Here is a 20,843-nt window from a genome sequence, read left to right on the forward strand (position 1 = left end):
CGCCGGCTTTTATCCGGCCTCGCGCACCTCGTCGCAACGCTGCATGAACCGATGCGCCAGTTCGGCAGGCGGCGGCGGGTATCGGACGGCGCCGTCGCCATCCGCATATCGTTCGCCGATCTCGAACCAGGGCCCACCCAGCAAGGCGGCCAGCTCGTTCTTGGACGGATGCAGCCGGTAAGAGGCGAACATGTCGAAGCCGCCGTATTCCCAGACGGGCTCGCCCAACAGCGAGACACCCGGGCTTCGAAGCCCGAACATCGGCAGCAGTTGCGGAGGACCGCCCACGTCGGTCGCAAATCTGTAGGCGTCGCCCCACACATGCAAACTTCCGTCGGCTTCGCAGGTCAGCAACAGCTCGGCGTCGGGCACCGTCGGGTAAAGACTGTCTCTTTCGGCGATCACCAGGGTCGGCGCACTCGCCCACGTCGCGGGGGCTTGGTCCCATAGGTATTCACGGTCGAAGTCCGCCTCGGCGACAACTCTCACAGGCGGTGGCGGCCGATCCTCCTTCGAGCAGGCCGAGGCCAGGACAAGAACGGCGGCGACTGACAGCATCTGGCGCATAATCCGAAAAATGCACGTCAGGCGAACGCCGACAACCCGAACCTACACCTGTCCCATCGCCAAAAAGGCCCGACCAGCCGCGAAGTCCCCGGCTTCGAACGTCGAGCGTGCGATGCTGCCGTCGCGGAAGACGAACTCGACGGTGAAGACCTCGCGCGGGTCCAGCCGCGACAGGGCGTCGGCGGCCTCGGCGGGGAACAGCCAGGCCTGGCCGTTCGCACGGCCCTCGGACAGCAGGGTGCGGTCGGCCGCCTGCGTGCCGGCGGCCCAGAAGGCGCGGCGCTGGACCACGGGCGGCAGGCCCTGCGCCAGCCACGGGCGCGGCGCCACGCCCGCGTCGCGCATCACGATCCGAACGCCGGTCGGGCGCGAGCGCCCCTGCCAGGACACCACGGCCGCCAGTTGATCCGGCCGATCCATGCCGCCCACCACCCCGAACCGCACGGGCGAAGCGCCGGTCGTGGTCGCCTGCATCAGCCGCCAGGTCGGGCGCGCATAGGCGGCGCGGTCGGCGCTCCAGCCCCTGCGGTCGCCGGGAAACTGCATCCGCGTGGTGCGCGACCAGCCGGAGAAGGCGGTCTGCACCCGGCCCTGAACCGTCTTCAGATCGGCCGAGCCGCACGGCGTCGTGACCGCCCGCGCCCGCGCCCGCTGGGCCGTCTCGGCCAGTTGCCGGTCGTTGGCGCCCGCCCGCAGGGCCGCGCCCCGCGCCTGATAGGCGGCCGCCGTCAGGGCGGCGGTCAGCTGCGGCTCGAACAGGCCGCAACGGTCGTTGGCGGCCAGCACGAAGCTGCGCTCATAATAGCGGTCCTGCGGCGCGGCCAGCGCGGCGGCAGGGGTGGCGGCGATCAGCAGCGCCGACATCAGGGCTTGGGTCCGCCGGGGGGAAAGGCCTATCCTCATGCCTCGACCCTAGCGGCTCAGCGTTGGGGTTCCGTGTTCGAGCAGGGTTAGCGAATTGCTTCTTTCCAGCGACCTGTGGGTCAGCGCCCTGATCCGCCGCGCCCAGATCGAGGGCGCCTATGCGACCGTGGTCAACAAGGGCGACGACCGCGCCGGCTCGGTCATCGTCAAGGCCTATGACACCTCCACCCGCACCGCCCGCCTATACACCGAAGCCTTCGGAACCGACGGCGACCGCCTGTGGATCCAGCCCGTCACGTCCGACAGCGAAAGCGAACTGGACGCCTATATCGCCCGCCAGCGGGGCTATGATCCCGACCTGTGGGTGGTGGAGATCGAGGACAAGCAGGGCCGGCACTTCATCACCGAGACGGTGCAGGTCTGACCTCAGATTCGGCCCAGCGCCGCGTCGCGCTCGGCCCGCGTCTTGATGATGGTCAGCACATTGTCCTGAATGTCGCCCATCATCAGTTCGCCCCACAGTCTGGCATAGGGGTTGACGTGGGTCTTGGCGACATAGCGGGTCGTCAGGGTCACTTCGGTCAGGCCGGGTGAGATCGGGCGCAGGACGTAGTCGCCGGACTCGATCTTCAGGAATTCGCCATCCGGCGAAATATGCTTGTCGGTATAGTCCTGCACCGAACTGTTGGTGAAGTTGAAGTCCCAGCCCAGTTTGCGGCCGGGCGCCCAGGCGACGATCCGTTCCTCGAAGTTGACGTGATCGCCCCAATAGGCCGTCCGCACCGCCTCCACGCCGGTCCCGACGACGGTGGATTCCTTGGGGCGGGGGATGCCCAGGATGTTGTGGGTGATGGTCCAGCGCCCCTCCTGTTCGCCGATGTCGCGGCTGGACACCGCATAGGGCCAGATGTCTTCGGGCGCGGCGCGGACCACGACGGTGCGGCTGAGGGAGACGGCTTCGTGCGGCATGGGCAGTTGCGCCTCCACCATCGCCGCCGCCAGGGGGATGATCAGGAAGCTGGATTGCAGGGTCCCGCCCCGGCGATGACGTTGCGAGCGCATGATGAGCGCGCCCGCCCAGCCGCTGAGCAGCCAGACCGGCGACAGCATGACGATGCAGATGACCCCCTCATGCAGGATGAAGGCCGAGGCCAGACAGACGATCACGCCCAGAACCACAGGCACAAGCCAGTAGAAGCCGACCGACCGGGTCTTGTCCGGGTCGCCGATGTAGCAGATCAGCGCGCACAGGACGGCCGGCAACAGGGCCAGAAACCATAGGCTGGCGAACCAGACCGAGCCTGCCCGCGAAGCCGAGAACAGAACGAAGGCGCTGAACGCGATCGCCAGGGCCAGGGCGAAGCCCGACAGGAGACGTCCGTTCAGACGTCTGCGGGCATTGGAAGTCGTGGGGTCTTGCTGGGTCATGACGGTCTCGTCAGTTGTTTCTGCAGAGAGAGAAATCAAAGGGCAAATGAATCATCCGCCTCGGTCCCGCTTGCCGACGAACTTGAGCAGGCCGACGACCTTGGATCCCATGCGGATCAGCCGCATCAAGGTGTCAGGCGGCACGTCCAGCATCTGCTGATACCAGCCGTCCACGGTGTTGACGAAACCCTGCAGCCGCTCCAGCCGGGCGCGAACCTCCGGGCTGACGCCGGAACCCTGGGCGTCGACGCCGGCTACGGCCTCGTTGATGGCGGCGACCATGGGATCGATCTCGCGCGCCTTGCGGCCCTGGGCGACCTTGGTGGCCATCTGCCAGAGATCGGTTTCGGCCTGATAGTGATCGCGACGGTCGCCCAGCACCGGAACCCGGTGGATCAGTTTCCAGGTCAGCAGTTCCTTCAGGCTGTTGGAGACATTCGACCGGGCCAGCCCCAGTGTCGTTGCGATGTCCTCGGCCGTCAGCGGCTGCTCGCTGAGATATAGAAGCGCCTGAATCTGGGCGACCGAACGGTTAACGCCCCACTGGCCGCCAAGGTCGCCCCAGCGCAGCACGATCTGCTCGACAGCGAGCGGCAAAGATCGGTCATTCGTTTCTGTCATGACAGAAATAAACGACGAACACCGTTTTGAGTCAAGGAGGCGGGGGCGCCGCCTCTGCCTATCCCTTGCGGCCGTCGAACGCGGCCCGCGCGGCTTCGATGCGGTCGATGTTCTTTTCGGCCCAGGTCCAGACGCCGCAGAAGGCTTCGGCCAGGGTGACGCCCAGGTCGATCAGGCGGTATTCGACCCTGGGCGGGATGACGGGGTGGACGGTGCGGATGACCAGGCCGTCGCGCTCCATCTGACGCAGGGTCTGGGTCAGCATCTTCTGGCTGATCCCGCCGACCAGGTCGCCGACGCGGGTAAAGCGCTGCTCGCCGTGTTCGGCCAGGACCTCCAGGATCAGCATGGTCCATTTGTCGGCGACGCGGCCGATCACGTCGTTGACCAGGGCCTCTACACGCGGATCGGCGGTTTCGCCGGTTTCGGGATGCGCGATTCTTGCGGGCGGAACGGCCGTCATGTCCATTTCTTTCCGGCGGGTAAGTAGGGCGGTTTCAAGTGCCTACTTTCGATTGGAGAGTGAAGGTCATACCTCGTCTTCATCGCTGACGCATCCTCGAGGAAACGATCATGAACATCACCGGCAACACCCTGCTGATCACCGGCGGCGGCACGGGCATAGGCCGCGCCCTGGCCGAGGCGCTGCACGCGCGCGGCAATCAGATCATCATCACCGGCCGTCGCGAAGACGTGCTGAAGGCGACGGCCGCCGCCAATCCCGGCATGGCCTGGGCCACGCTGGACATGCAGGACGCCGGCACCGTCGCCGCCTTCGGCGCCCAGGTGGTCAAGGACCATCCCGCCCTGAACGCCGTGATCCTGAACGCCGGGATCATGAAGCTGGAGGACCTGAAGGCCCAGCCGTTCGACCTGGCCACGGTGGACGCGACCATCGCCACCAATCTGTTGGGGCCGATCCGCCTGACGGCCGCCCTGCTGCCGCATCTGACGGCGCAACCGGCGGCGACGGTGATGACGGTGACGTCGGGCCTGGCCTTCATCCCCCTGACGGCGACGCCGACCTACAACGCCACCAAGGCGGCGATGCATTCCTGGACCCAGTCGCTGCGGCATCAACTGGCCGACACCTCGGTCGAGGTGCTGGAGCTGGCCCCGCCCGCCGTGGCCACCGACATCGTGCCGGGCCATGCGGAGAACCCCAACTCCATGCCGCTGGCGGACTATACGGCCGAGGTGATCGGCCTGATCGAACGGGGCGAGACGCCGCGCGGCGAAATCCTGGTCGAACGGGTCAAGCCGCTACGGTTCGCCGAGGTGAACGGCTATGACGCGGTGTTCGAGCGGCTGAACGGGGCGCACTGAGGCGTCGTAAATGCCTTTCCCTCCCCGTGCCGGGGAGGGTGGTCGCGAAGCGACCGGGTGGGGGCGGCCGGGCAAAGCCTCTCAGATTTCGTCTGAAGTCAGATCAGCGCGCCGTCGCCTAGCCGCCCCCACCCGGCTTCGCCTGCGGCTCAGCCACCCTACCCCGCAGGGGGAGGGATAAGATCGTCGCTAGGCGATCAATCCTCGTCCATCTTCAGGGCGGCGATGAAGGCTTCCTGCGGGATTTCGACCTTGCCGAACTGGCGCATCCGCTTCTTGCCGGCCTTCTGCTTTTCCAGCAGCTTCTTCTTGCGGGTGGCGTCGCCGCCGTAGCATTTCGAGGTCACGTCCTTGCGAAGCGCGCGCACGGTCTCGCGGGCGATGATCTTGCCGCCGATGGCCGCCTGGATCGGGATCTGGAACAGGTGGGGCGGGATCAATTCCTTCATCTTCTCGACCATGCCCCGCCCGCGCGTCTCGGCGCGGGCGCGGTGGACCAGCATGGACAGGGCGTCGACCGGCTCGGCGTTGACCAGAATGGACATCTTCACCAGGTCGCCGACCTTGTATTCGGTGATCTCGTAGTCGAACGAAGCGTAGCCCTTCGAGATCGACTTCAGCCGGTCGTAGAAGTCGAAAACCACCTCGTTCAGCGGCAGCTCATAGACCACCATGGCGCGGTTGCCGACGTAGGACAGTTCGATCTGCTGGCCGCGGCGGTCCTGGCACAGCTTGATCACGCCGCCGAGGTATTCGTCGGGGGTCAGGATGGTGGCCTTGATCCAGGGCTCGGCGATGGTCTCGATCTGCATCACGTCGGGCAGGTCGGCCGGGTTGTGCAGGTCCATTTCGGAGCCGTCGCGCAGGCCGATCTTGTAGACGACCGAGGGCGCCGTGGCGATCAGGTCGAGGTTGAACTCGCGGCTCAGGCGTTCCTGAATGATCTCCAGGTGCAGCAGACCCAGGAAGCCGCAGCGGAAGCCGAAGCCCAGGGCCGCCGAGCTTTCCATCTCATAGGTGAAGGAGGCGTCGTTCAGGCGCAGCTTGCCGATCGCGGCGCGCAGGTCCTCGAAGTCGGCGGCGTCCACCGGGAAAAGGCCGCAGAAGACCACCGACTGGACTTCCTTGAACCCCTTCAGCGGCTCGGCGGTCGGCTTCTTCTCGTCGGTGATGGTGTCGCCGACGGCGGCGTGGGCCACTTCCTTGATCTGGGCGGTGATGAAGCCGACCTCGCCGGGGCCGAGCTGATCGACCGGCGTGTTCTTGGGCAGGAAGACGCCGACCCGGTCGATCAGGTGGGTCGAGCCGTTGCGCATCATCTTGACCCGCATCCCGGTCTTCAGCACGCCGTCGAACACCCGCACCAGCACGACGACGCCCAGGTAAGGGTCGTACCAGGCGTCCACCAGCATGGCCTTCAGCGGCGCGTTGGCATCCCCCTTAGGAGAGGGCAGCTTGGTGACGATGGCCTCCAGCACCTCCTCGATGCCGATGCCGGACTTGGCGCTGGCCAGGACGGCTTCGGAGGCGTCGATGCCGATCACGTCCTCGATCTGGGCGCGCACCCGGTCCGGCTCCGCGGCCGGCAGATCGACCTTGTTCAGGACCGGGACGATCTCGTGGTTGTTGTCGATGGCCTGATAGACATTGGCCAGGGTCTGGGCCTCGACGCCTTGCGAGGCGTCCACCACCAGCAGCGAGCCTTCGCAGGCGGCCAGCGAGCGGCTGACCTCATAGGCGAAGTCCACGTGGCCGGGCGTGTCCATCAGGTTCAGGATATAGTCCTGGCCGTCCTTGGCCCGATAGGTCAGGCGCACGGTCTGGGCCTTGATGGTGATGCCCCGTTCCTTCTCGATCTCCATGTTGTCGAGAACCTGTTCGGACATCTCGCGCGCGGTCAGGCCGCCGGTGTGCTGGATCAGGCGGTCGGACAGGGTCGACTTGCCGTGGTCGATGTGCGCGACCACGCTGAAGTTGCGAATGTTCGAGATGGGGGGAGTCGTCATCCGCGCGCCCCTATCACGCGCAAGGGTCCGGGGCCAGCCGCACGGCCGATCTGTCGCGCGCCCGACCACATTACGGCTTTGCAACAAACCACTTCCGCGTTTGAGAACGGCTCGCGGACGCGGTAAGGAGCAACTCTTCCCCTAACCGGCGCCCAGCCGGCGATGCGCTTCGCCTGCAACCGAGGAAATCCCCCGTGTCCAAGACGACCCGAACCGCTCTCAACGTCGGCGCCATGGCCCTGTCGGCGTTTCTGCTGGCGAGCTGCGGCGGGCATGGCGAGGACAAGAGCGAGGAAAAGGCCGGCGGCGGCTCGCGCCAGACCGTCAGCGTGGCCACCGTGTCCCAGACCAGCCTGAACCGCACCGTGACCGCGTCCGGCACCGTCTCGGCCTGGGAAGAGGTGCCGGTGGCGGCCGAGACCGGGGGCCTGACCGCCGTCGCCGTCTATGTGGACGAGGGAACCTATGTCCGTCAGGGCCAGCCCCTGGTGCAGATGAACGATGTCCTGCTGCGCGCCCAACTTCAGCAGCAGCAGGCCCAGGTGCAGCTGGCCCAGGCCAATGTGTCGCGCGACGACGCCGCCCTGGACCGCGCCCAGCAGCTGAAGGAACGCGGCTTCCTCAGCCAGGCGTCGCTGGACACCGCCCTGGCCAATCAGCGGTCCTCGACCGCCAATCTGGCCGCCGCCCGCGCGGCCCTGTCCGAGACCCAGACGCGCCTCAGCCAATCCACCATCCGCGCGCCCGTCGGCGGGCTGATCGTCAGCCGCAGCGTGACCAAGGGCCAGATCATCGCGGCCGGGACCGAACTGTTCCGCATGGTCCGCGACGGCCGGCTGGAGCTGGACGCCCAGGTGCCGGAGACGGAGCTGGGCCTGGTGCGCGCCGGTCAGTCGGCGACCGTGACCTCCAGCGAGGCCGGCCAGACCACCGGCTCGGTCCGCATCGTCACGCCCGAGGTGAACGCCACGACCCGCCTGGGCCTGGCCCGCATCTCCCTGGCGCCCGGCGCCCAGCTGCGGCCCGGCATGTTCGCGCGCGCCGACATCGCCGTGGGCGACCAGCCGGCGACCACCGTCCCGACCGGGGCGGTGCTGTACCGGGAGAACAAGCCCGGCGTCTTCGTCCTGAACGGCGACAGGGTTCATTTCCAGCCGATCACGGTCCTGTCGCGCACCGACGCCCAGACGGCGGTGTCGGGCGTCAACACCGGCGTGCGCGTGGTGGTGGACGGCGCGGGCTTCCTGAACGAGGGCGACCGCGTCAACGTCGCCCCGGCCGTGGGCGCCCCCGCCGTCGCCCCCGCAGCCCCGGCCGCGACCAAGTAGGACCGACGCCATGAACCAGATGTCGTCCTGGGCGATCAAGAATCCGATCCCGATCATCCTGCTGTTCCTGCTGCTGACGCTCGGCGGGGTGGTCGGCTTCATGGGGATGCGGATCAATCAGAACCCCGACGTCGACTTCCCCCTGGTCGCCGTCACCGCCGCCCGCCCCGGCTCCGCCCCGGCGGAAATGGAGGTGCAGGTCACGCGCCTGATCGAGGATTCGCTGGCCGGCCTGTCGGGCGTGCGCCACATCAACTCCAACATCACCGACGGCGTCTCGACCACGACCATCGAGTTCGAGCTGGGCACAGACACCGACCGGGCCACCAACGACGTGCGCAACGCCATGACCGGCCTGCGCGCCAGCCTGCCCCAGGACATGCAGGAGCCGGCGGTCCAGCGCATCGACATCACCGGCGACGCCCTGATCACCTATGTCGTGCGCTCGCCCACCATGACGCCGGAAGAGATCAGCTGGTTCATCGACAACGAGGTCAGCCGCAGCCTGCTGGCCCTGGGCGGCGTCGGCCAGGTCAACCGCTCCGGCGGGGTGGATCGCGAAATGCGGGTCGAGCTGGATCCGCAACGGCTGGCCGCCTATGGCGTCACCGCCGCCGAGGTCAGCCAGGCCCTGAACAACGTCAACAACAACCTGCCCGGCGGCCGCGTCACCATCGCCGGATCCGAGCGCGCGGTCCGCACCCTGGGTTCGGCCACCTCGGTCCAGCAGCTTCGCGAGACCCTGGTGCCGCTGGGCGACGGCAAGACCGTGCGCCTGGATAATCTGGGCAAGGTCGAGGACAAGTGGAGCGAGCCGCGCCGCCTGGCCCGCTACAACGGCCAGGAGGCCGTGACCTTCAACTTCCTGCGCTCGCGCACCGCCTCCGAGGTCAAGGTCGCCGACAAGGTCCGCGAAGAGGTCAAGCGGCTGAACGAGGCCCATCCCGAACTGACCATCCGCCAGGTCACCGCCAGCGTCGAACAGATCGAGGAATCCTATCTGGCCTCGCTGGAGGCCCTGCTGCTGGGCGCCGTGCTGGCGGTCATCATCGTCTTCATCTTCCTGCGAGACTGGCGGGCCACCTTCATCGCGGCCACGGCCATGCCGATGTCGCTGATCCCGACCTTCGCCATCCTGGGGCCGATGGATCAGTCGCTGAACGTGGTCACGCTCCTGGCCCTGTCGCTGACCATCGGCATCCTGGTCGACGACGCCATCGTGGAGATCGAGAACATCGTCCGCCACATGCGCGACGGCAAACCGCCCTATGACGCCTCGCTGGAGGCGGCCGACGAGATCGGTCTGGCGGTCGTGGCCACCACCGCCACCATCGTCGCCGTGTTCGCGCCCGTGGGCTTCATGCCCGGCATCATCGGACAGTTCTTCAAGGCCTTCGCCCTGGCGGCCTGCGTGTCTGTGGTCTTCTCCCTGCTGGTGGCGCGCACCCTGACGCCGCTGATGGCGGCCTATATCCTCAAACACACCCACCATGAGGACAAGGATCCGTTCTGGATGGGCGGTTACCTGAAAGCGCTGCGCTGGTCGCTGGGCAACCGCTGGAAGGTGTTCGTCCTGGGCATCCTGTTCCTGGTCGGCTCCATCGGCACCGCGATCGTGGCCAAGATGTCGTTCGAGTTCATGTCGCCCGGCGACACGGCCCGCGCCGCCTTCCAGGTCGAACTGCCGCCCGGCTCCACCCTGCGTCAGACCGATGCGGTGGTGCAGCAGGTGACCCGGACGCTGGAGGCCCGGCCCGAGGTGACGTCGGTCTATGCCGCCATCGGGGGTCAGGACGTGACCCAGGCCAATGTCTATGCCGACATGGTGCCCAAGGGCGACCGCGATCTGAGCCAGCAGGCCTTCGCCCGCGCCATGGTGGACGAGCTGAAGAAGATCCCCGGCGCCCGCGTCCGCGCCGGCATCGCCCAGCAGGGCGGCGGCCCCGGAGACGGCACGACCTACACCTTCTCGATTCTGGGCGACAATCCCGACGCCCTGAACGCGGCGGCGCGCAAGGTCGAGGCCGAGATGCGGACCGTTCCGGGTCTGGCGAACGTGGTCAACTCGGCCGCCATCGCCCGGCCGGAAATCCTGGTCACGCCGCGCCCCGACGAGGCGGCCCTGGCGGGCGTGTCCGCCGGCGCCATTTCACAGGCCGTGCGCGTCGCCACCATCGGCGACGTGGATCAGAACCTGCCCAAATATAACCTCGGCGACCGCCAGGTGCCGATCCGTCTGCAGCTGACCGAGGCCGCGCGCGAGGACCTGAGCGTGCTGGAGAACCTGCGCGTTCCCGCAAGCGGCGGCGCCTCGGTGCCGCTGAGCGCCGTCGCCGACATCCAGTTCGGCGCCGGCCCAGCCACCGTCAACCGCCAGGACCGTTCGCGCCTCGCCTCGATCAGCGCCGAACTGGACGGCACGACGACCGGGGCGGCCAGCGCGGCGGTCAACCGCCTGCCCTCGGTCAAGAACCTGCCCGCCGGCGTGCGCCAGGTGCCGGCCGGCGACGCCGAGTTCATTCAGGAGATGCTGACCGGCTTCGGCGTCGCCTTCGCCTCGGGCATCCTGTTGATGTATGCGGTTCTGACCTTGCTGTTCAAAAGCTTCGCCTATCCGATCACCATCATGGCGGCCCTGCCGCTGGCCATCGGCGGCGCCTTCATCGCCCTGGCCATCGGCGGCGCCAACTTCTCCATGTCGGCCCTGATCGGGGTGCTGATGCTGATGGGGATCGCGGCCAAGAACTCCATCCTGCTGGTCGACTACGTCATCATGGCCGAGCGCGACGGGATGCCCCGGCGCGAGGCCATTCTGGACGCGGCGCACAAGCGCGCCCGGCCCATCCTGATGACCACCTTCGCCATGGGCGCCGGCATGGTGCCCATCGCCATGGGGGTGGGGGCCGACGTCCAGTTCCGCTCGCCCATGGCCATCGCCGTGCTGGGCGGACTGATCTCCTCGACCTTCCTCAGCCTGCTCTACATCCCGGCCATCTTCACCATCGTCGACGACTTCGCCCAGGGCGCCCGCCGCATCCTGCACCGCAAGACGGCCGGCCAGCGCGAACTGGCCAAGCCGAAACAGGGACCGCTGGTGGAATAAAGGCCTTTCCGGGAGAGGCGCCGCGCGTTCGGCGGACCTCTCCCGGCCGTTTTGGAAAGCGCCTAGGGATCGGCGGCGACGCTTTGCGCGATCTGCGTCCGCAACCATCTCAGGCCCTGGTCGTAATCCCGCCGGACATGCCAGGCCTGCACCAGGGGAATGATCGGCAGCGCGATCGGCGGCGGCGCGATCACAAGGCCTTCTTGCCGGCTCGCCAGACTCCGGCGGGCGACGGTCAGGATCAGGTCGGAGCCTTGCAGAAGCCGGGGCGCGACCGACCAATGCGGCAGGGTGATCGCCACGCGCCTGTCGAGACCCCGAGCGGCCAGGGCGGCGTCCACCTCCCCATTGTCCTCGGGCGAGGCGGAGACGGCGATGTGCGGTCTCGACAGATAGGCCCGTAGCGAAGCCGGCGCCCCCGATGTCGCATCGGCGAGGCAGGCGAACTGGTCATCGAACAGGGGGGATGTGCGAAGGTCGTCGGTTCGCCCCTGGGGATAGACCCCGATCGCCAGATCGATCTCGCCCGCCCGGATCGCGGCCAGCGCGGCGTCCCGACCCAGCGACACAAGGGCCAGAGTCGCGCCCGGCGCCGCATGAACGATCCGCCCGACCAGGCCGGGCAGAAGGACGTCGGCCGCATAGTCCGACATCGACAGCCGAAACTCGCGCTTGGCCGTCTCGGCCCTGAACACCCGCTCGTCCACCAGACCGCTCAGCATCGACAGCGCGTCCCGCAACGGCGCCGCCAGGTCCAGGGCGCGCGGCGTCGGCTCCAACCGCCCCTGGCGCCGCACCAGAATCGGATCGTCGAACAGGACGCGAAGACGGGCCAGGGCATGGCTGACGGCAGGCTGGGTCTTGTTCAGCCGAACGGCGGCGCGGGTGACATGGCGCTCGGCGAGCAAGGCGTCCAGCACAACCAGAAGGTTGAGATCGACGCCGTTCAGATCATTCACAGATCGCATGATCGGCATCATGCATCTTCATTTCCATTCGCTCAACGCATGACGAAACATGCCGGACATCAAGCCAGGAGCGCAAGACATGTCCGAAACGCCACATCCCGACCGGGGACTGACCCACGTCGCATTTGTCGTGCGCGACCTGGATCGGAGCCGCGCCTTCTACAAAACCTTCGCCGGGCTTTCGGCGACCCACGAGCGCGAGGGAGCGGGGCCCATCAACCGCGTCGTCTGGATGGCGGACCCCCATACGCGGTTCGCCGTCGTGCTGGTGGAATCCGACGCCCTGCGCGACACGCCTCTGGGGCCTTTCGGCCATTTGGGCATGGCCTGCGCCAGCCGCGCGGACGTGGATCGTCTGGCGGACCTGGCCAGGGCGCAAGGCGTCCTGCGCTCGCCGCCCACGCAAAGCCCCGATCCGGTGGGGTACTGGACCTATATCGCCGACCCCGACGGCAACACCCTGGAGCTGTCCTACGGGCAGACCGTTCGCCATTCGGCCCGACAGGCGGCCGGATAGCGGCCCGGCGAGCGCAAAGGAAAAAGGGCCGGCCGGTTTCCCGGTCGGCCCTTGGTCGTCCAGCCCTGCGGCCTGACGATCAGTATTTGACCTTCAGCGTCACGCCGTAGGTGCGCGGGGCGCCGAGGTAGGCGTTGTAGGTCGCCGTGTCGGTGGCCTGGTTGTAGAAGGTGCCGTTGGCCTGGGGCGTCGTGGTGTTGGTGAAGGCCGTGCCCTGCAGCGGGGCGGCGAAGCCGACCTGGGTGTATTCTTCCTGCAGCAGGTTCTGGCCCCAGACCTCCACGGTCCAGCGTTCGTCTTCCGACCCGATCGAGACCCGGCCGTTGACCACGGTGAAGGCGTCCTGATGCTTGTAGGGCAGCAGGTCAGAGCCGGTGTTGTACTCGGTCGAATATTTGGCCGACAGGTTGAACCCGCCGCGCAGGCCCCCGCCCAGCGAGCGGTCGAAGGCCAGGGCGCCGGTCAGCGACCATTCCGGGGCGAACGAGGCGCGTGCGCCCGGCAGCAGCGACAGCTGCGGGAAGCGGCCCGGGCTGGACAGGTCGGCGGCGCCGAACTGGCCATACTTCGCGTCGGTGTAGGTCACGCCGCCCTGGAAGGTCAGGCCCTCGACCGGGGTGAACCAGACCATGTCGGCGTCGACGCCGCGCGAGGTCAGTTCCGGGATCGATTCCACCACGAAGGCGGTGCCCAGGAAGGTGTTCAGCTGGAAGTTCTCGAACTTCTGGTCGAAGTAGGTCAGGTTCAGCAGCATGGTGCGGTTGAACAGGGTCGTCTTGACCCCAGCCTCATAGCTGTCGACCGTCTCGGCCTTGAAGAACAGCGAGGCGTCCGGCGTCACGCCCGTCTGCACCCGGTCCATGTTGTAGCCCGCGCCCTTGTAGCCGCGCGCATAGGACCCATAGACCATGATCGAGGGGTTGAAGCGGTAGGACGCCTTGATCGTGCCCGACAGGTCGGTGTCGCTGAACTTCTCCTGGATGCGGCGACCGTCATAGAGCGGGTTGGACCAGGGCAGGCACAGAAGGCCCAGCGCGGCGGCCGGCGTGGCGACATTGGCGGTGCCGGGGATCGGCGAGACGGTGCGGTTGGCCGGGTTCTGGTTCGCCAGGGCGCCGCCGCAGGCCGCGCCGTTGGTCCCCAGATTGTCCTGCAGGCCCAGCAGACGCTTGCTGTCGTAGGTGTAGCGCAGGCCCAGGTTGATGTCGAAGGCCTCGGTCACGCGGTAGGTGTTGTTGGTGAACAGGGCGACCGATTCCGACTTCTGGGAATAACGGTCCTCATAGGCCTTGCCGACGCCGAAGGCAGGGGCGGCGGCGCTGGGCGGAACCAGCCCCAGAACGCAAAGCGGCTGGCCGGCCAGGGCGCCGGTCGTGCCGACCAGGAAGCCGTTCGGATTGGTGAAGCAGCCGATCCGCGACGGGCTGGGGCCGCCGAAGGCCGCAGGCACCGAGGCCGTCAGCAGGAAGGAGGCGAAGGCGTTGTAATCCGAGCCATAGACATAGTTGTCGTCGCGATAGACCGTCTCGCGCGTGGCGAACATGCCGACCAGCCAGTCGAACTTGTCCGTCGTTCCGGCCAGCCGCAGTTCCTGGGTCAGGTTGCCGACGCCATAGCCGTTGGAGCCGTCGTTGGCGCGGTACAGGAGGTCGGCGCCGGTGTAGTCCAGGTCCATCCCCTGCTGGAACGACCAGTCGCGCCACGAGGTCAGCGACGTCAGGGTGGCGTTCATGCTGGGGAAGTCGATGGTGGCTTCCGCCGACAGTCCCATGTCCTCGATCTCTTGCGGCGTCTCGCGGTTCGAATAGGCCAGGCGCGAGAAGGGCACCGTGCCGAATCCTGCGACCGGCGGCGTTTGGCCCGGACCGTTCGGCGCGGCCAGGGCGGCGATGAAGGCCTGGGACGGGCCGACGCGGGTCTGCACGGCGACGCAGCAGTATTCCTCGCGCTTGGTGTAGTCCGCGATCAGGCGGATCGAGGTGTTGTCGTTGGGCAGGATCAGCAGCTGGCCGCGCGTGGTCCAGTAATCCTGGGTCTGGTCGTCCTTGCGGCTGTTGGGGCCGTCGCCGTTGTTGACGTCGTAGAAGCCGTCACGCTCGCGGTGGGCGACGAACAGGCGACCGGCGATCTGGTCGGTCAGGCCGCCCGTGACGGAAACCGAGCCGCCGATGGCGCCGAAGTTGCCGCCGGTCAGTTCCGCCGAGATCGACGGGTCGAACGACGGGCGTTCGGTGATGATGTTGATGACGCCGGCCGAGGTGTTCTTGCCGAACAGGGTGCCCTGCGGGCCCTTCAGGACCTCGATGCGGCTCAGTTCGCCCAGGTCGCCGAAGCCGACCGAGTTGCGCGAGCGATAGACGCCGTCGATCACCACGCCGACCGAGCTTTCCAGGCCGGGGTTGTCGCCCACGGTGCCGGCGCCGCGGATGCGGACGGTGGTGGAGGCTTCCGACTGGGTCGAGGTGACGGTCATGCCCGGCGTCAGGATCTGCAGGTCCTTGATGTCCTGCACGCCCGCGCCCTGCAGCAGTTCCTGCGACAGGGTGGTGACCACGATCGGCACGTCCTGCAGGCTCTGTTCGCGCTTCTGGGCGGTGACGATGATGTCGTCGACGGTCGCCGGCGCTTCCTGTGCGACGGCGGCGCCGGCGAAGCCGAAGGCCACGGCGCCGATCACGGCGGCGGCGGACACGGTGGTCCTGAGTTGAAGATTGCGGCGCATAGCGTCCTCCCGGCTGAAGTCGCGTCGCCTTGGGCGATCGCGGCGTTTCCTGTTCCCATCGACGTCCCCTTCGTGGGGGAGCGTTCGTTATCGCTAGGCTAAGCGCGCTTCGACGCCACCGACAAGCGAGCGTTCTCGCCCGCGACGATTTTTCGCCGCAGATCCGCCTTTGTGTGTCGAGGAAGCGACAGAAAACCCTGACGCTAGGTCAGTTTTTGCCCGGTTTTCGGCCCCAATGGCTCTACCTCGGGTTTCAGAGCGACGGGGTCGAAGCGGCGCTTCCGGCCCGCCAGACCCAGCACCAGGGCCGCCGCGACCGCCGACAGGATCGAGCCGCCGATAACCCCCAGCTTGACCTCGACCTGCTCGGGGCTGTCGACCACGCCGGGGAAGGCCAGCACGCCGATGAACAGGCTCATGGTGAAGCCCACGCCGCACAGCAGCGACACCCCATAGACCTGCAGCCAGCCGGCGCCGGTCGGACGTGCGCCGATCTTCAGCGCCGAGGCCAGCCAGGCGGCGCCGAACACGCCGATCTGCTTGCCCAGGAACAGGCCCAGCGCGATGGCGACGACCAGCGGCGCGAACGCCTGATCCATCGACAGGCCGGCGAAGGAGACGCCCGCCTTGGCGAAGGCGAACAGGGGCAGGACCAGAAAGGCGTTCCACGGGTGCAGGTCGTGGATGGCCGCCTTCAGCGGGCTCTGGCCGTCTTCGGCGCGCGCCTGGATCGGCACGATCATGGCGAAGGCCACGGCGGTCAGGGAGGTGCTGAGGCCCGACAGCACCGTCAGATACCAGACCAGGGCGAACCCCAGCACCCAAAAGGGCGCGGGGATGCGGATGCGATGCGCGGCGACGGCGCCCGCGATCAGGGCGGCCGCGGCCCACAGCAGCTGAATCCAGTTGGTCCCCTCGCTGAACAGCACGGCGATCAGGGCGATGGCGCCCAGGTCGTCGACGATGGCCAGGGTCAGAAGGAAGACCCGCAGCGACGACGGCAGCCCCTTGCCCACGAAACCGAAGACGGCCAGGGCGAAGGCGATATCGGTGGCCAGGGGGATGGGCCATCCCGCGTGGGGCGCGCCGATCAGGCCGGATGCCAGCAGATAGACCGCCGCCGGCCCCGCCATGCCGCCCAGGGCCGCCAGCACCGGCGTCGCCAGCTTCCTGGGATCGCTCAGTTCGCCGCGCACGATCTCGTATTTGATCTCCAGCCCCACCACGAGGAAGAAGACCGCCATCAGCCCTTCCTTGATCCAGTCGGAGATCGTCTCCTGCAGCCTGATCGGGCCGATCTGAAGCACGTGATAGGACTTCAGCCAGGCGAAATACTCCCCGCTCCAGGGCGAGTTGGCGACCATCAAGGCGGCGAGGGCCGCCAGCGCCAGGGCCAGGCCGGATGCGGCCTCGGTCTTGAGGAAATCGAGAGTCAGTCTGCGCGCCACGGCGGCCTCCAAAGGAAGTTTCGTCGTGACGCCAGGTTATCGACGGGCGTCGGACCGGATTCGCCGCCCGCATAGGGCGCGCCAGCCTGGCCGCGCGGGGCGGCCTGATGTCTGGCGACATTATAGGCGAAGCTGAGTGCGGGACCAACCGCCGCCCTCTTTCGTCATTCCGGGCGAAGCGGAGCGAAGACCCGGAACCCAGCGGCGCCGAAGGCGAAACTCATCCGCCGTAAGCTCTCCAAAGATCCAGTTCGCGACAGGTTCGCGCTCACGCGCGCCGCTGGGTCCCCCGGTCTGCGCCGCAAGCGGCTTGCCGGAGGATGACGAAAGAAGCGGTTGCGCTTCCCCCGTCGGACACGCACCTAGCCCTCCATGCCCGTCTCCTCCGCCTATCGCCCCGAACCGCGCTTCATCGACCTCGGCCCCGACTATTCGGACGCGGTTCAGGCCGCCGACTTCCCGCAGACGATCCTGCGGTTCCGCAACGACCGCGCCGCCGCCGAGGTCGGGCTGGAGGGATTGAGCGACGCGGAATGGATCGCCGCCTTCGGCCGGTTCGAACCCCTGCCCGGCCAGCCCGGCCCGGTCGCCATGCGCTATCACGGCCATCAGTTCCGCCACTACAATCCCGACCTGGGCGACGGGCGCGGCTTTCTGGCGGCGCAGATGCGCGACGCCAATGGCCGCCTGCTCGATCTGGGGACCAAGGGGTCGGGCCGCACGCCTTGGTCGCGCGACGGCGACGGACGGCTAACGCTGAAGGGCGGGGTGCGCGAGGTGCTGGCGGCGGCGATGCTGGAGGCGCTGGGCGTACCCACCAGCCGCGCCCTGTCCCTGATCGAGACCGGCGAGGCGCTGGAGCGGGGGGACGAACCGTCGCCTACCCGATCCGCCGTCCTGGTGCGGCTGTCGCACAGTCATGTGAGGTTCGGGACCTTTCAGCGCGCCGCCTATCTGAACCGGCCGGATCAGATCGAGGCCCTGATCGAACACGTCCGCAGTATGTATCACCCCCAGGTCGCGCCGGGCGACGTTCCCGGCCTGATGCGCGCCATCGTCGACGCCTCGGCCCGGCTGACGGCGCGCTGGATCGCGGCGGGGTTCGTGCATGGGGTGCTGAACACCGACAATCTGAACGTCACGGGCGAGAGCTTCGACTATGGCCCGTGGCGCTTCCTGCCGTCCTATCAGCCTGGTTTCACCGCCGCCTATTTCGACCACGGCGGCCTCTACGCCTTCGCCCGCCAGCCCGAGGCGGTGTTCTGGAACCTGACGCAGCTGGCCAGCTGCCTGGCGGTGGTGTCCGATCCCAAGACCCTGGCCGACGCGCTGAACGGGTTTGGCCCGGCCTATATCCGCGAACTGCGCGCCGCCTTTTTGATGCGGCTGGGAGTCCACAGCCTGGGCGAAGCGGCGGATCAGCGGCTTGTGGATGCGACTCTGGCCCTTCTGCGCGAAGGCGGCGAGGCGATGCGGTGGGAGCCGCTGTTCTTCGACTGGTTCGGCGGTTTCGCCTCCTCGGCCCGCGCCCTGTCGGGACCGCGCGCCAAACTGTATCAGGGCGAGGCCTTCGACGCCTTCCGCTTCGCCCTGTTGGAGCACGAGCCCGACCGGATCGAGCGGCTGGAGCACCCCATGTTCGCCGCCCGCGAGCCGGAGGAAATGCTGATCGGGGAGGTCGAAACCCTGTGGGCCTCAATCGACGCCGACGACGACTGGACGCCGCTCCACGCCAAGCTGGCCCGGCTGGAGGCGGCCCGCGTCGCCTGGGGCTTCACCGCCTGAAGCCGAACCTTACGAAAGCTTCATCTCGTTTATCGATAATGTTCTTGCCCGTTTATCGATAAATCCATATCGATATTCACCAAGTCGGTCGCGGAGGGCGACCCATTGGAAGGGTTTCGAGATGAAGATGATCGGCAAATACTCCATCGCCAGCGCCCTGCGCTGGCTATTGGGCTTCTTGAACGTGTACGTGATGATCGGCGCCGTGGCGACGATTCTCGTCTTCCTGTTCACCCTGGTCGTGCCGAGTTTCGGCGCAGGGCTGATCGACGCGCTGAAGGGCGCCAGCGCCGACCCGACCAACACCCTGCAATGGACCGGGCGCCTGACCTTCCTGGGCGCGGCCATGGCCTGCGGCTTCACCTGGTGGATCATCAACCGGCTGCGGCGCATCCTGCTGTCGGTGAACCAGGCCGACGCCTTCGAGTTCGCCAACGTCAAACGCCTGCAAGGCGTGGGCCTGGGCCTGATCGGCATCCAGATGACGGCGCTGCTGCTGGTCTTCGTCGCCCCGCAGAGCATCGGCCAGGCGCCGTCGGACTATAAGTTCGACCTGGGGTCCTGGCTGGGGATCCTGGTGGTCTTCATCCTGGCCGAGGTGTTTCGCCAGGGCGCCGCCATGCGCGACGAACAGCTGACCACGGTCTGAGGGCGCGCCATGATCCTGATCCAACTGGACCGCCTGCTGCTGGACCGCCGGATGTCGCTGACCGAACTGTCCGACCGGGTGGGGGTGACGATGGCCAATCTGTCGATCCTGAAGACCGGCAAGGCCCGCGCCGTGCGATTTTCCACCCTGGACGCCCTGTGCCGCGAACTGGACTGCCAGCCCGGCGACCTGATCGTGCAGACGCCGGGACCGCAGCCGGAATAGGCCCGGCTGCACAATCCGAAAGTTCGACGAGGCGCGGAAAATCTCTCCGCGCCTCAACGGTTTGAGAGGCCTGTAACACAAAGTCATCAACCGATGTCATCAGCTGATGTCATCGCCGGATGACAAATATTCAAAGCGCCGCTATATCCCCTCTTGCGAACGGCGATGCCCGATCCGATATCGCGGCTGTTACGAATTAGGCCCTTTCCCAATGACCACGACGACCCTTCCCGCCCCCCAGGCCCGCAGCCGCGCCGCCTATCGCAACATCGCCCTGTGGACCCTGCAGGGCTGGATCGCGATGTTCTTCATCGCCGCCGGCTACGCCAAGCTGACCGAGCCGATGACCAATCTGATCAATCTGATGGGCTGGCCCGCCGTCGCGCCCGAGAACATGGTGCGCGGCCTGGGCCTGGTCGAGGTGGTGCTGGCGCTGGGCGTGCTGAGCCCGCTGATCTCCTGGCGCGTCGGCCGTCCGCTGCTGCTGACCGCCGCGACCGGCCTGGTCGTGATGGAGGCGGCCATGATGGCCGTCCACGCCGTCAATCACGACATCGCCCTGGCGGCGGTCAACGCCGTGCTTCTGGCCTTCACGGTTCCGGTGCTGCTGGGTCGCCGCCGGGCCTGACGCGCCGACAAGTTCGAGCGCCGGACGTTCTCCCCCCTCCATCCGGCGTTTCGCGCCCGGAACCGTTCCCCCGGTTCCGGGCTTTTTCTTTGCCGAAAGCGCGCCGCCGAAAAAGCTTACCCTTACGTGCGCGTAAACTCTTCCCTTTACGTGCGGGTAAAGTTATGGTCGGCGCATGGCCACAGCCGACGATCACAGAACCTATTCCATTCGCCAGCTGTGCCGCGAGTTCGGCGCCACGGCGCGGGCCCTTCGATTCTATGAGGACAAGGGCCTTCTGACCCCTGCGCGCAAGGGCCAGACGCGGGTCTATGACGCCCGCGACCGCGCCCGTCTGAAGCTGATCCTGAGGGGACGCCGCATCGGCTTCACCCTGCAGGAGATCCAGGACATGATGGATCTCTATGATCAGAAGGACCACAACGTCCATCAGATGGCGGTGGCCCTGGTGCGGCACCGCGCCCAGATCGCCGCGCTGAAACAGCAGCTGGAAGACATCGAGGGCGCGATCGAGACGGCGGAAACCGCCTGCGCCTGGATGGAATCCAAACTGTCCGAACATCGCCCCGACCTGCTGCCGGGCGCGGAAGACTATGAGCGGCTGCTGAAGTCGCGCCTCAATCACGACCATCACCCCTTCAAAGCAAGAGCGTAATCC

The 20,843-nt window shown here is 67.3% G+C and carries 19 protein-coding genes; 10 read left to right on the forward strand and 9 right to left on the reverse strand.

Annotation, left to right across the window (positions count from 1 at the left end; translation table 11 throughout):
• Positions 1-9: 9 nt before the first annotated feature.
• Positions 10-567 carry a hypothetical protein gene (locus B3Z70_RS01215; RefSeq protein ID WP_292020237.1) on the reverse strand — a complete coding sequence of 186 codons (558 nt, stop codon included), beginning with the start codon at positions 565-567 and terminating at the stop codon, positions 10-12.
• Positions 568-609: 42 nt separating this feature from the next.
• A complete protein-coding gene (locus B3Z70_RS01220; RefSeq protein ID WP_292044465.1) occupies positions 610-1,431 on the reverse strand; it encodes a hypothetical protein in 822 nt (273 codons plus the stop codon).
• Positions 1,432-1,525: 94 nt separating this feature from the next.
• Here B3Z70_RS01220 and B3Z70_RS01225 point away from each other — a divergent pair, with 94 nt between their 5' ends.
• Positions 1,526-1,855: a DUF1491 family protein gene (locus B3Z70_RS01225; RefSeq protein WP_292024116.1), complete on the forward strand. Its 330-nt coding sequence runs from the start codon at positions 1,526-1,528 to the stop codon at positions 1,853-1,855.
• Between the two features lie 2 nt (positions 1,856-1,857).
• Here B3Z70_RS01225 and B3Z70_RS01230 read toward each other — a convergent pair whose 3' ends face one another.
• The 3 genes from B3Z70_RS01230 to B3Z70_RS01240 form a co-directional block, all read right to left on the reverse strand.
• Positions 1,858-2,859 (reverse strand): SRPBCC family protein, encoded by a 1,002-nt coding sequence (locus tag B3Z70_RS01230; RefSeq protein ID WP_292024117.1) that lies wholly within the window; start codon positions 2,857-2,859, stop codon positions 1,858-1,860.
• Positions 2,860-2,910: 51 nt separating this feature from the next.
• Complete coding sequence (locus B3Z70_RS01235) at positions 2,911-3,456, reverse strand: GbsR/MarR family transcriptional regulator (RefSeq protein ID WP_292024118.1); 546 nt, start codon at positions 3,454-3,456, stop codon at positions 2,911-2,913.
• A gap of 82 nt (positions 3,457-3,538) precedes the next feature.
• Positions 3,539-3,943, reverse strand: a complete 405-nt coding sequence (locus B3Z70_RS01240) for a winged helix-turn-helix transcriptional regulator (RefSeq protein WP_292044466.1) — start codon at positions 3,941-3,943, stop codon at positions 3,539-3,541.
• 110 nt (positions 3,944-4,053) lie between these two features.
• Between B3Z70_RS01240 and B3Z70_RS01245 the strand changes: the two genes are divergently transcribed.
• Positions 4,054-4,806 (forward strand): SDR family oxidoreductase, encoded by a 753-nt coding sequence (locus tag B3Z70_RS01245; protein WP_292024120.1) that lies wholly within the window; start codon positions 4,054-4,056, stop codon positions 4,804-4,806.
• 197 nt (positions 4,807-5,003) lie between these two features.
• Here the strand turns inward: B3Z70_RS01245 and lepA are convergent, their stop codons facing one another.
• Complete coding sequence (gene lepA, locus B3Z70_RS01250) at positions 5,004-6,812, reverse strand: translation elongation factor 4 (RefSeq protein WP_292024121.1); 1,809 nt, start codon at positions 6,810-6,812, stop codon at positions 5,004-5,006.
• 194 nt (positions 6,813-7,006) lie between these two features.
• Between lepA and B3Z70_RS01255 the strand changes: the two genes are divergently transcribed.
• Both B3Z70_RS01255 and B3Z70_RS01260 read left to right on the forward strand, forming a co-directional pair.
• Positions 7,007-8,140 (forward strand): efflux RND transporter periplasmic adaptor subunit, encoded by a 1,134-nt coding sequence (locus B3Z70_RS01255; protein ID WP_292024122.1) that lies wholly within the window; start codon positions 7,007-7,009, stop codon positions 8,138-8,140.
• Between the two features lie 10 nt (positions 8,141-8,150).
• On the forward strand, positions 8,151-11,243 hold the full coding sequence (locus tag B3Z70_RS01260) for an efflux RND transporter permease subunit (protein ID WP_292024123.1): 3,093 nt from the start codon (positions 8,151-8,153) through the stop codon (positions 11,241-11,243).
• Between the two features lie 62 nt (positions 11,244-11,305).
• On the opposite strand, the gene B3Z70_RS01265 is transcribed toward B3Z70_RS01260, so the two are convergent.
• Positions 11,306-12,211: a LysR family transcriptional regulator gene (locus B3Z70_RS01265; RefSeq protein WP_292024124.1), complete on the reverse strand. Its 906-nt coding sequence runs from the start codon at positions 12,209-12,211 to the stop codon at positions 11,306-11,308.
• A gap of 79 nt (positions 12,212-12,290) precedes the next feature.
• Here B3Z70_RS01265 and B3Z70_RS01270 point away from each other — a divergent pair, with 79 nt between their 5' ends.
• Complete coding sequence (locus B3Z70_RS01270; protein ID WP_292024125.1) at positions 12,291-12,728, forward strand: VOC family protein; 438 nt, start codon at positions 12,291-12,293, stop codon at positions 12,726-12,728.
• 79 nt (positions 12,729-12,807) lie between these two features.
• On the opposite strand, the gene B3Z70_RS01275 is transcribed toward B3Z70_RS01270, so the two are convergent.
• Complete coding sequence (locus B3Z70_RS01275) at positions 12,808-15,450, reverse strand: TonB-dependent receptor (RefSeq protein ID WP_292044469.1); 2,643 nt, start codon at positions 15,448-15,450, stop codon at positions 12,808-12,810.
• Positions 15,451-15,653: 203 nt separating this feature from the next.
• Positions 15,654-16,898 carry a Na+/H+ antiporter NhaA gene (nhaA, locus tag B3Z70_RS01280; RefSeq protein WP_292024127.1) on the reverse strand — a complete coding sequence of 415 codons (1,245 nt, stop codon included), beginning with the start codon at positions 16,896-16,898 and terminating at the stop codon, positions 15,654-15,656.
• A gap of 372 nt (positions 16,899-17,270) precedes the next feature.
• Between nhaA and B3Z70_RS01285 the strand changes: the two genes are divergently transcribed.
• The 5 genes from B3Z70_RS01285 (at position 17,271) to B3Z70_RS01305 (ending at position 20,840) form a co-directional block, all read left to right on the forward strand.
• Entirely contained in the window at positions 17,271-18,683 is a 1,413-nt protein-coding gene (locus tag B3Z70_RS01285) for a protein adenylyltransferase SelO (RefSeq protein ID WP_292024128.1), read from the forward strand.
• A gap of 121 nt (positions 18,684-18,804) precedes the next feature.
• Positions 18,805-19,332 carry a DUF2975 domain-containing protein gene (locus tag B3Z70_RS01290; RefSeq protein ID WP_292024129.1) on the forward strand — a complete coding sequence of 176 codons (528 nt, stop codon included), beginning with the start codon at positions 18,805-18,807 and terminating at the stop codon, positions 19,330-19,332.
• A 9-nt stretch (positions 19,333-19,341) separates the two neighbouring features.
• Positions 19,342-19,557 carry a helix-turn-helix domain-containing protein gene (locus B3Z70_RS01295; protein ID WP_292024130.1) on the forward strand — a complete coding sequence of 72 codons (216 nt, stop codon included), beginning with the start codon at positions 19,342-19,344 and terminating at the stop codon, positions 19,555-19,557.
• A 211-nt stretch (positions 19,558-19,768) separates the two neighbouring features.
• Entirely contained in the window at positions 19,769-20,185 is a 417-nt protein-coding gene (locus B3Z70_RS01300) for a DoxX family protein (RefSeq protein WP_292024131.1), read from the forward strand.
• 175 nt (positions 20,186-20,360) lie between these two features.
• Positions 20,361-20,840 (forward strand): MerR family transcriptional regulator, encoded by a 480-nt coding sequence (locus tag B3Z70_RS01305; RefSeq protein WP_087120466.1) that lies wholly within the window; start codon positions 20,361-20,363, stop codon positions 20,838-20,840.
• The last annotated feature ends 3 nt before the right edge of the window (positions 20,841-20,843 follow it).

Source organism: Brevundimonas sp. UBA6550 (genome assembly GCF_002434505.1).
Classification (GTDB): domain Bacteria; phylum Pseudomonadota; class Alphaproteobacteria; order Caulobacterales; family Caulobacteraceae; genus Brevundimonas.

Excerpts from the sequence above, each read along its gene's own strand:
- B3Z70_RS01215 (WP_292020237.1), bottom strand. The coding sequence starts at position 567 with ATGCGCCAGATGCTGTCAGTCGCCGCCGTTCTTGTCCTGGCCTCGGCC.
- B3Z70_RS01220 (WP_292044465.1), bottom strand. The coding sequence starts at position 1,431 with ATGTCGGCGCTGCTGATCGCCGCCACCCCTGCCGCCGCGCTGGCCGCG.
- B3Z70_RS01230 (WP_292024117.1), bottom strand. The coding sequence starts at position 2,859 with ATGACCCAGCAAGACCCCACGACTTCCAATGCCCGCAGACGTCTGAAC.
- B3Z70_RS01240 (WP_292044466.1), bottom strand. The coding sequence starts at position 3,943 with ATGACGGCCGTTCCGCCCGCAAGAATCGCGCATCCCGAAACCGGCGAA.
- B3Z70_RS01245 (WP_292024120.1), top strand. The coding sequence starts at position 4,054 with ATGAACATCACCGGCAACACCCTGCTGATCACCGGCGGCGGCACGGGC.
- lepA (WP_292024121.1), bottom strand. The coding sequence starts at position 6,812 with ATGACGACTCCCCCCATCTCGAACATTCGCAACTTCAGCGTGGTCGCG.
- B3Z70_RS01260 (WP_292024123.1), top strand. The coding sequence starts at position 8,151 with ATGAACCAGATGTCGTCCTGGGCGATCAAGAATCCGATCCCGATCATC.
- B3Z70_RS01265 (WP_292024124.1), bottom strand. The coding sequence starts at position 12,211 with ATGCGATCTGTGAATGATCTGAACGGCGTCGATCTCAACCTTCTGGTT.
- B3Z70_RS01270 (WP_292024125.1), top strand. The coding sequence starts at position 12,291 with ATGTCCGAAACGCCACATCCCGACCGGGGACTGACCCACGTCGCATTT.
- B3Z70_RS01275 (WP_292044469.1), bottom strand. The coding sequence starts at position 15,450 with ATGCGCCGCAATCTTCAACTCAGGACCACCGTGTCCGCCGCCGCCGTG.
- B3Z70_RS01285 (WP_292024128.1), top strand. The coding sequence starts at position 17,271 with ATGCCCGTCTCCTCCGCCTATCGCCCCGAACCGCGCTTCATCGACCTC.
- B3Z70_RS01290 (WP_292024129.1), top strand. The coding sequence starts at position 18,805 with ATGAAGATGATCGGCAAATACTCCATCGCCAGCGCCCTGCGCTGGCTA.
- B3Z70_RS01295 (WP_292024130.1), top strand. The coding sequence starts at position 19,342 with ATGATCCTGATCCAACTGGACCGCCTGCTGCTGGACCGCCGGATGTCG.
- B3Z70_RS01300 (WP_292024131.1), top strand. The coding sequence starts at position 19,769 with ATGACCACGACGACCCTTCCCGCCCCCCAGGCCCGCAGCCGCGCCGCC.
- B3Z70_RS01305 (WP_087120466.1), top strand. The coding sequence starts at position 20,361 with ATGGCCACAGCCGACGATCACAGAACCTATTCCATTCGCCAGCTGTGC.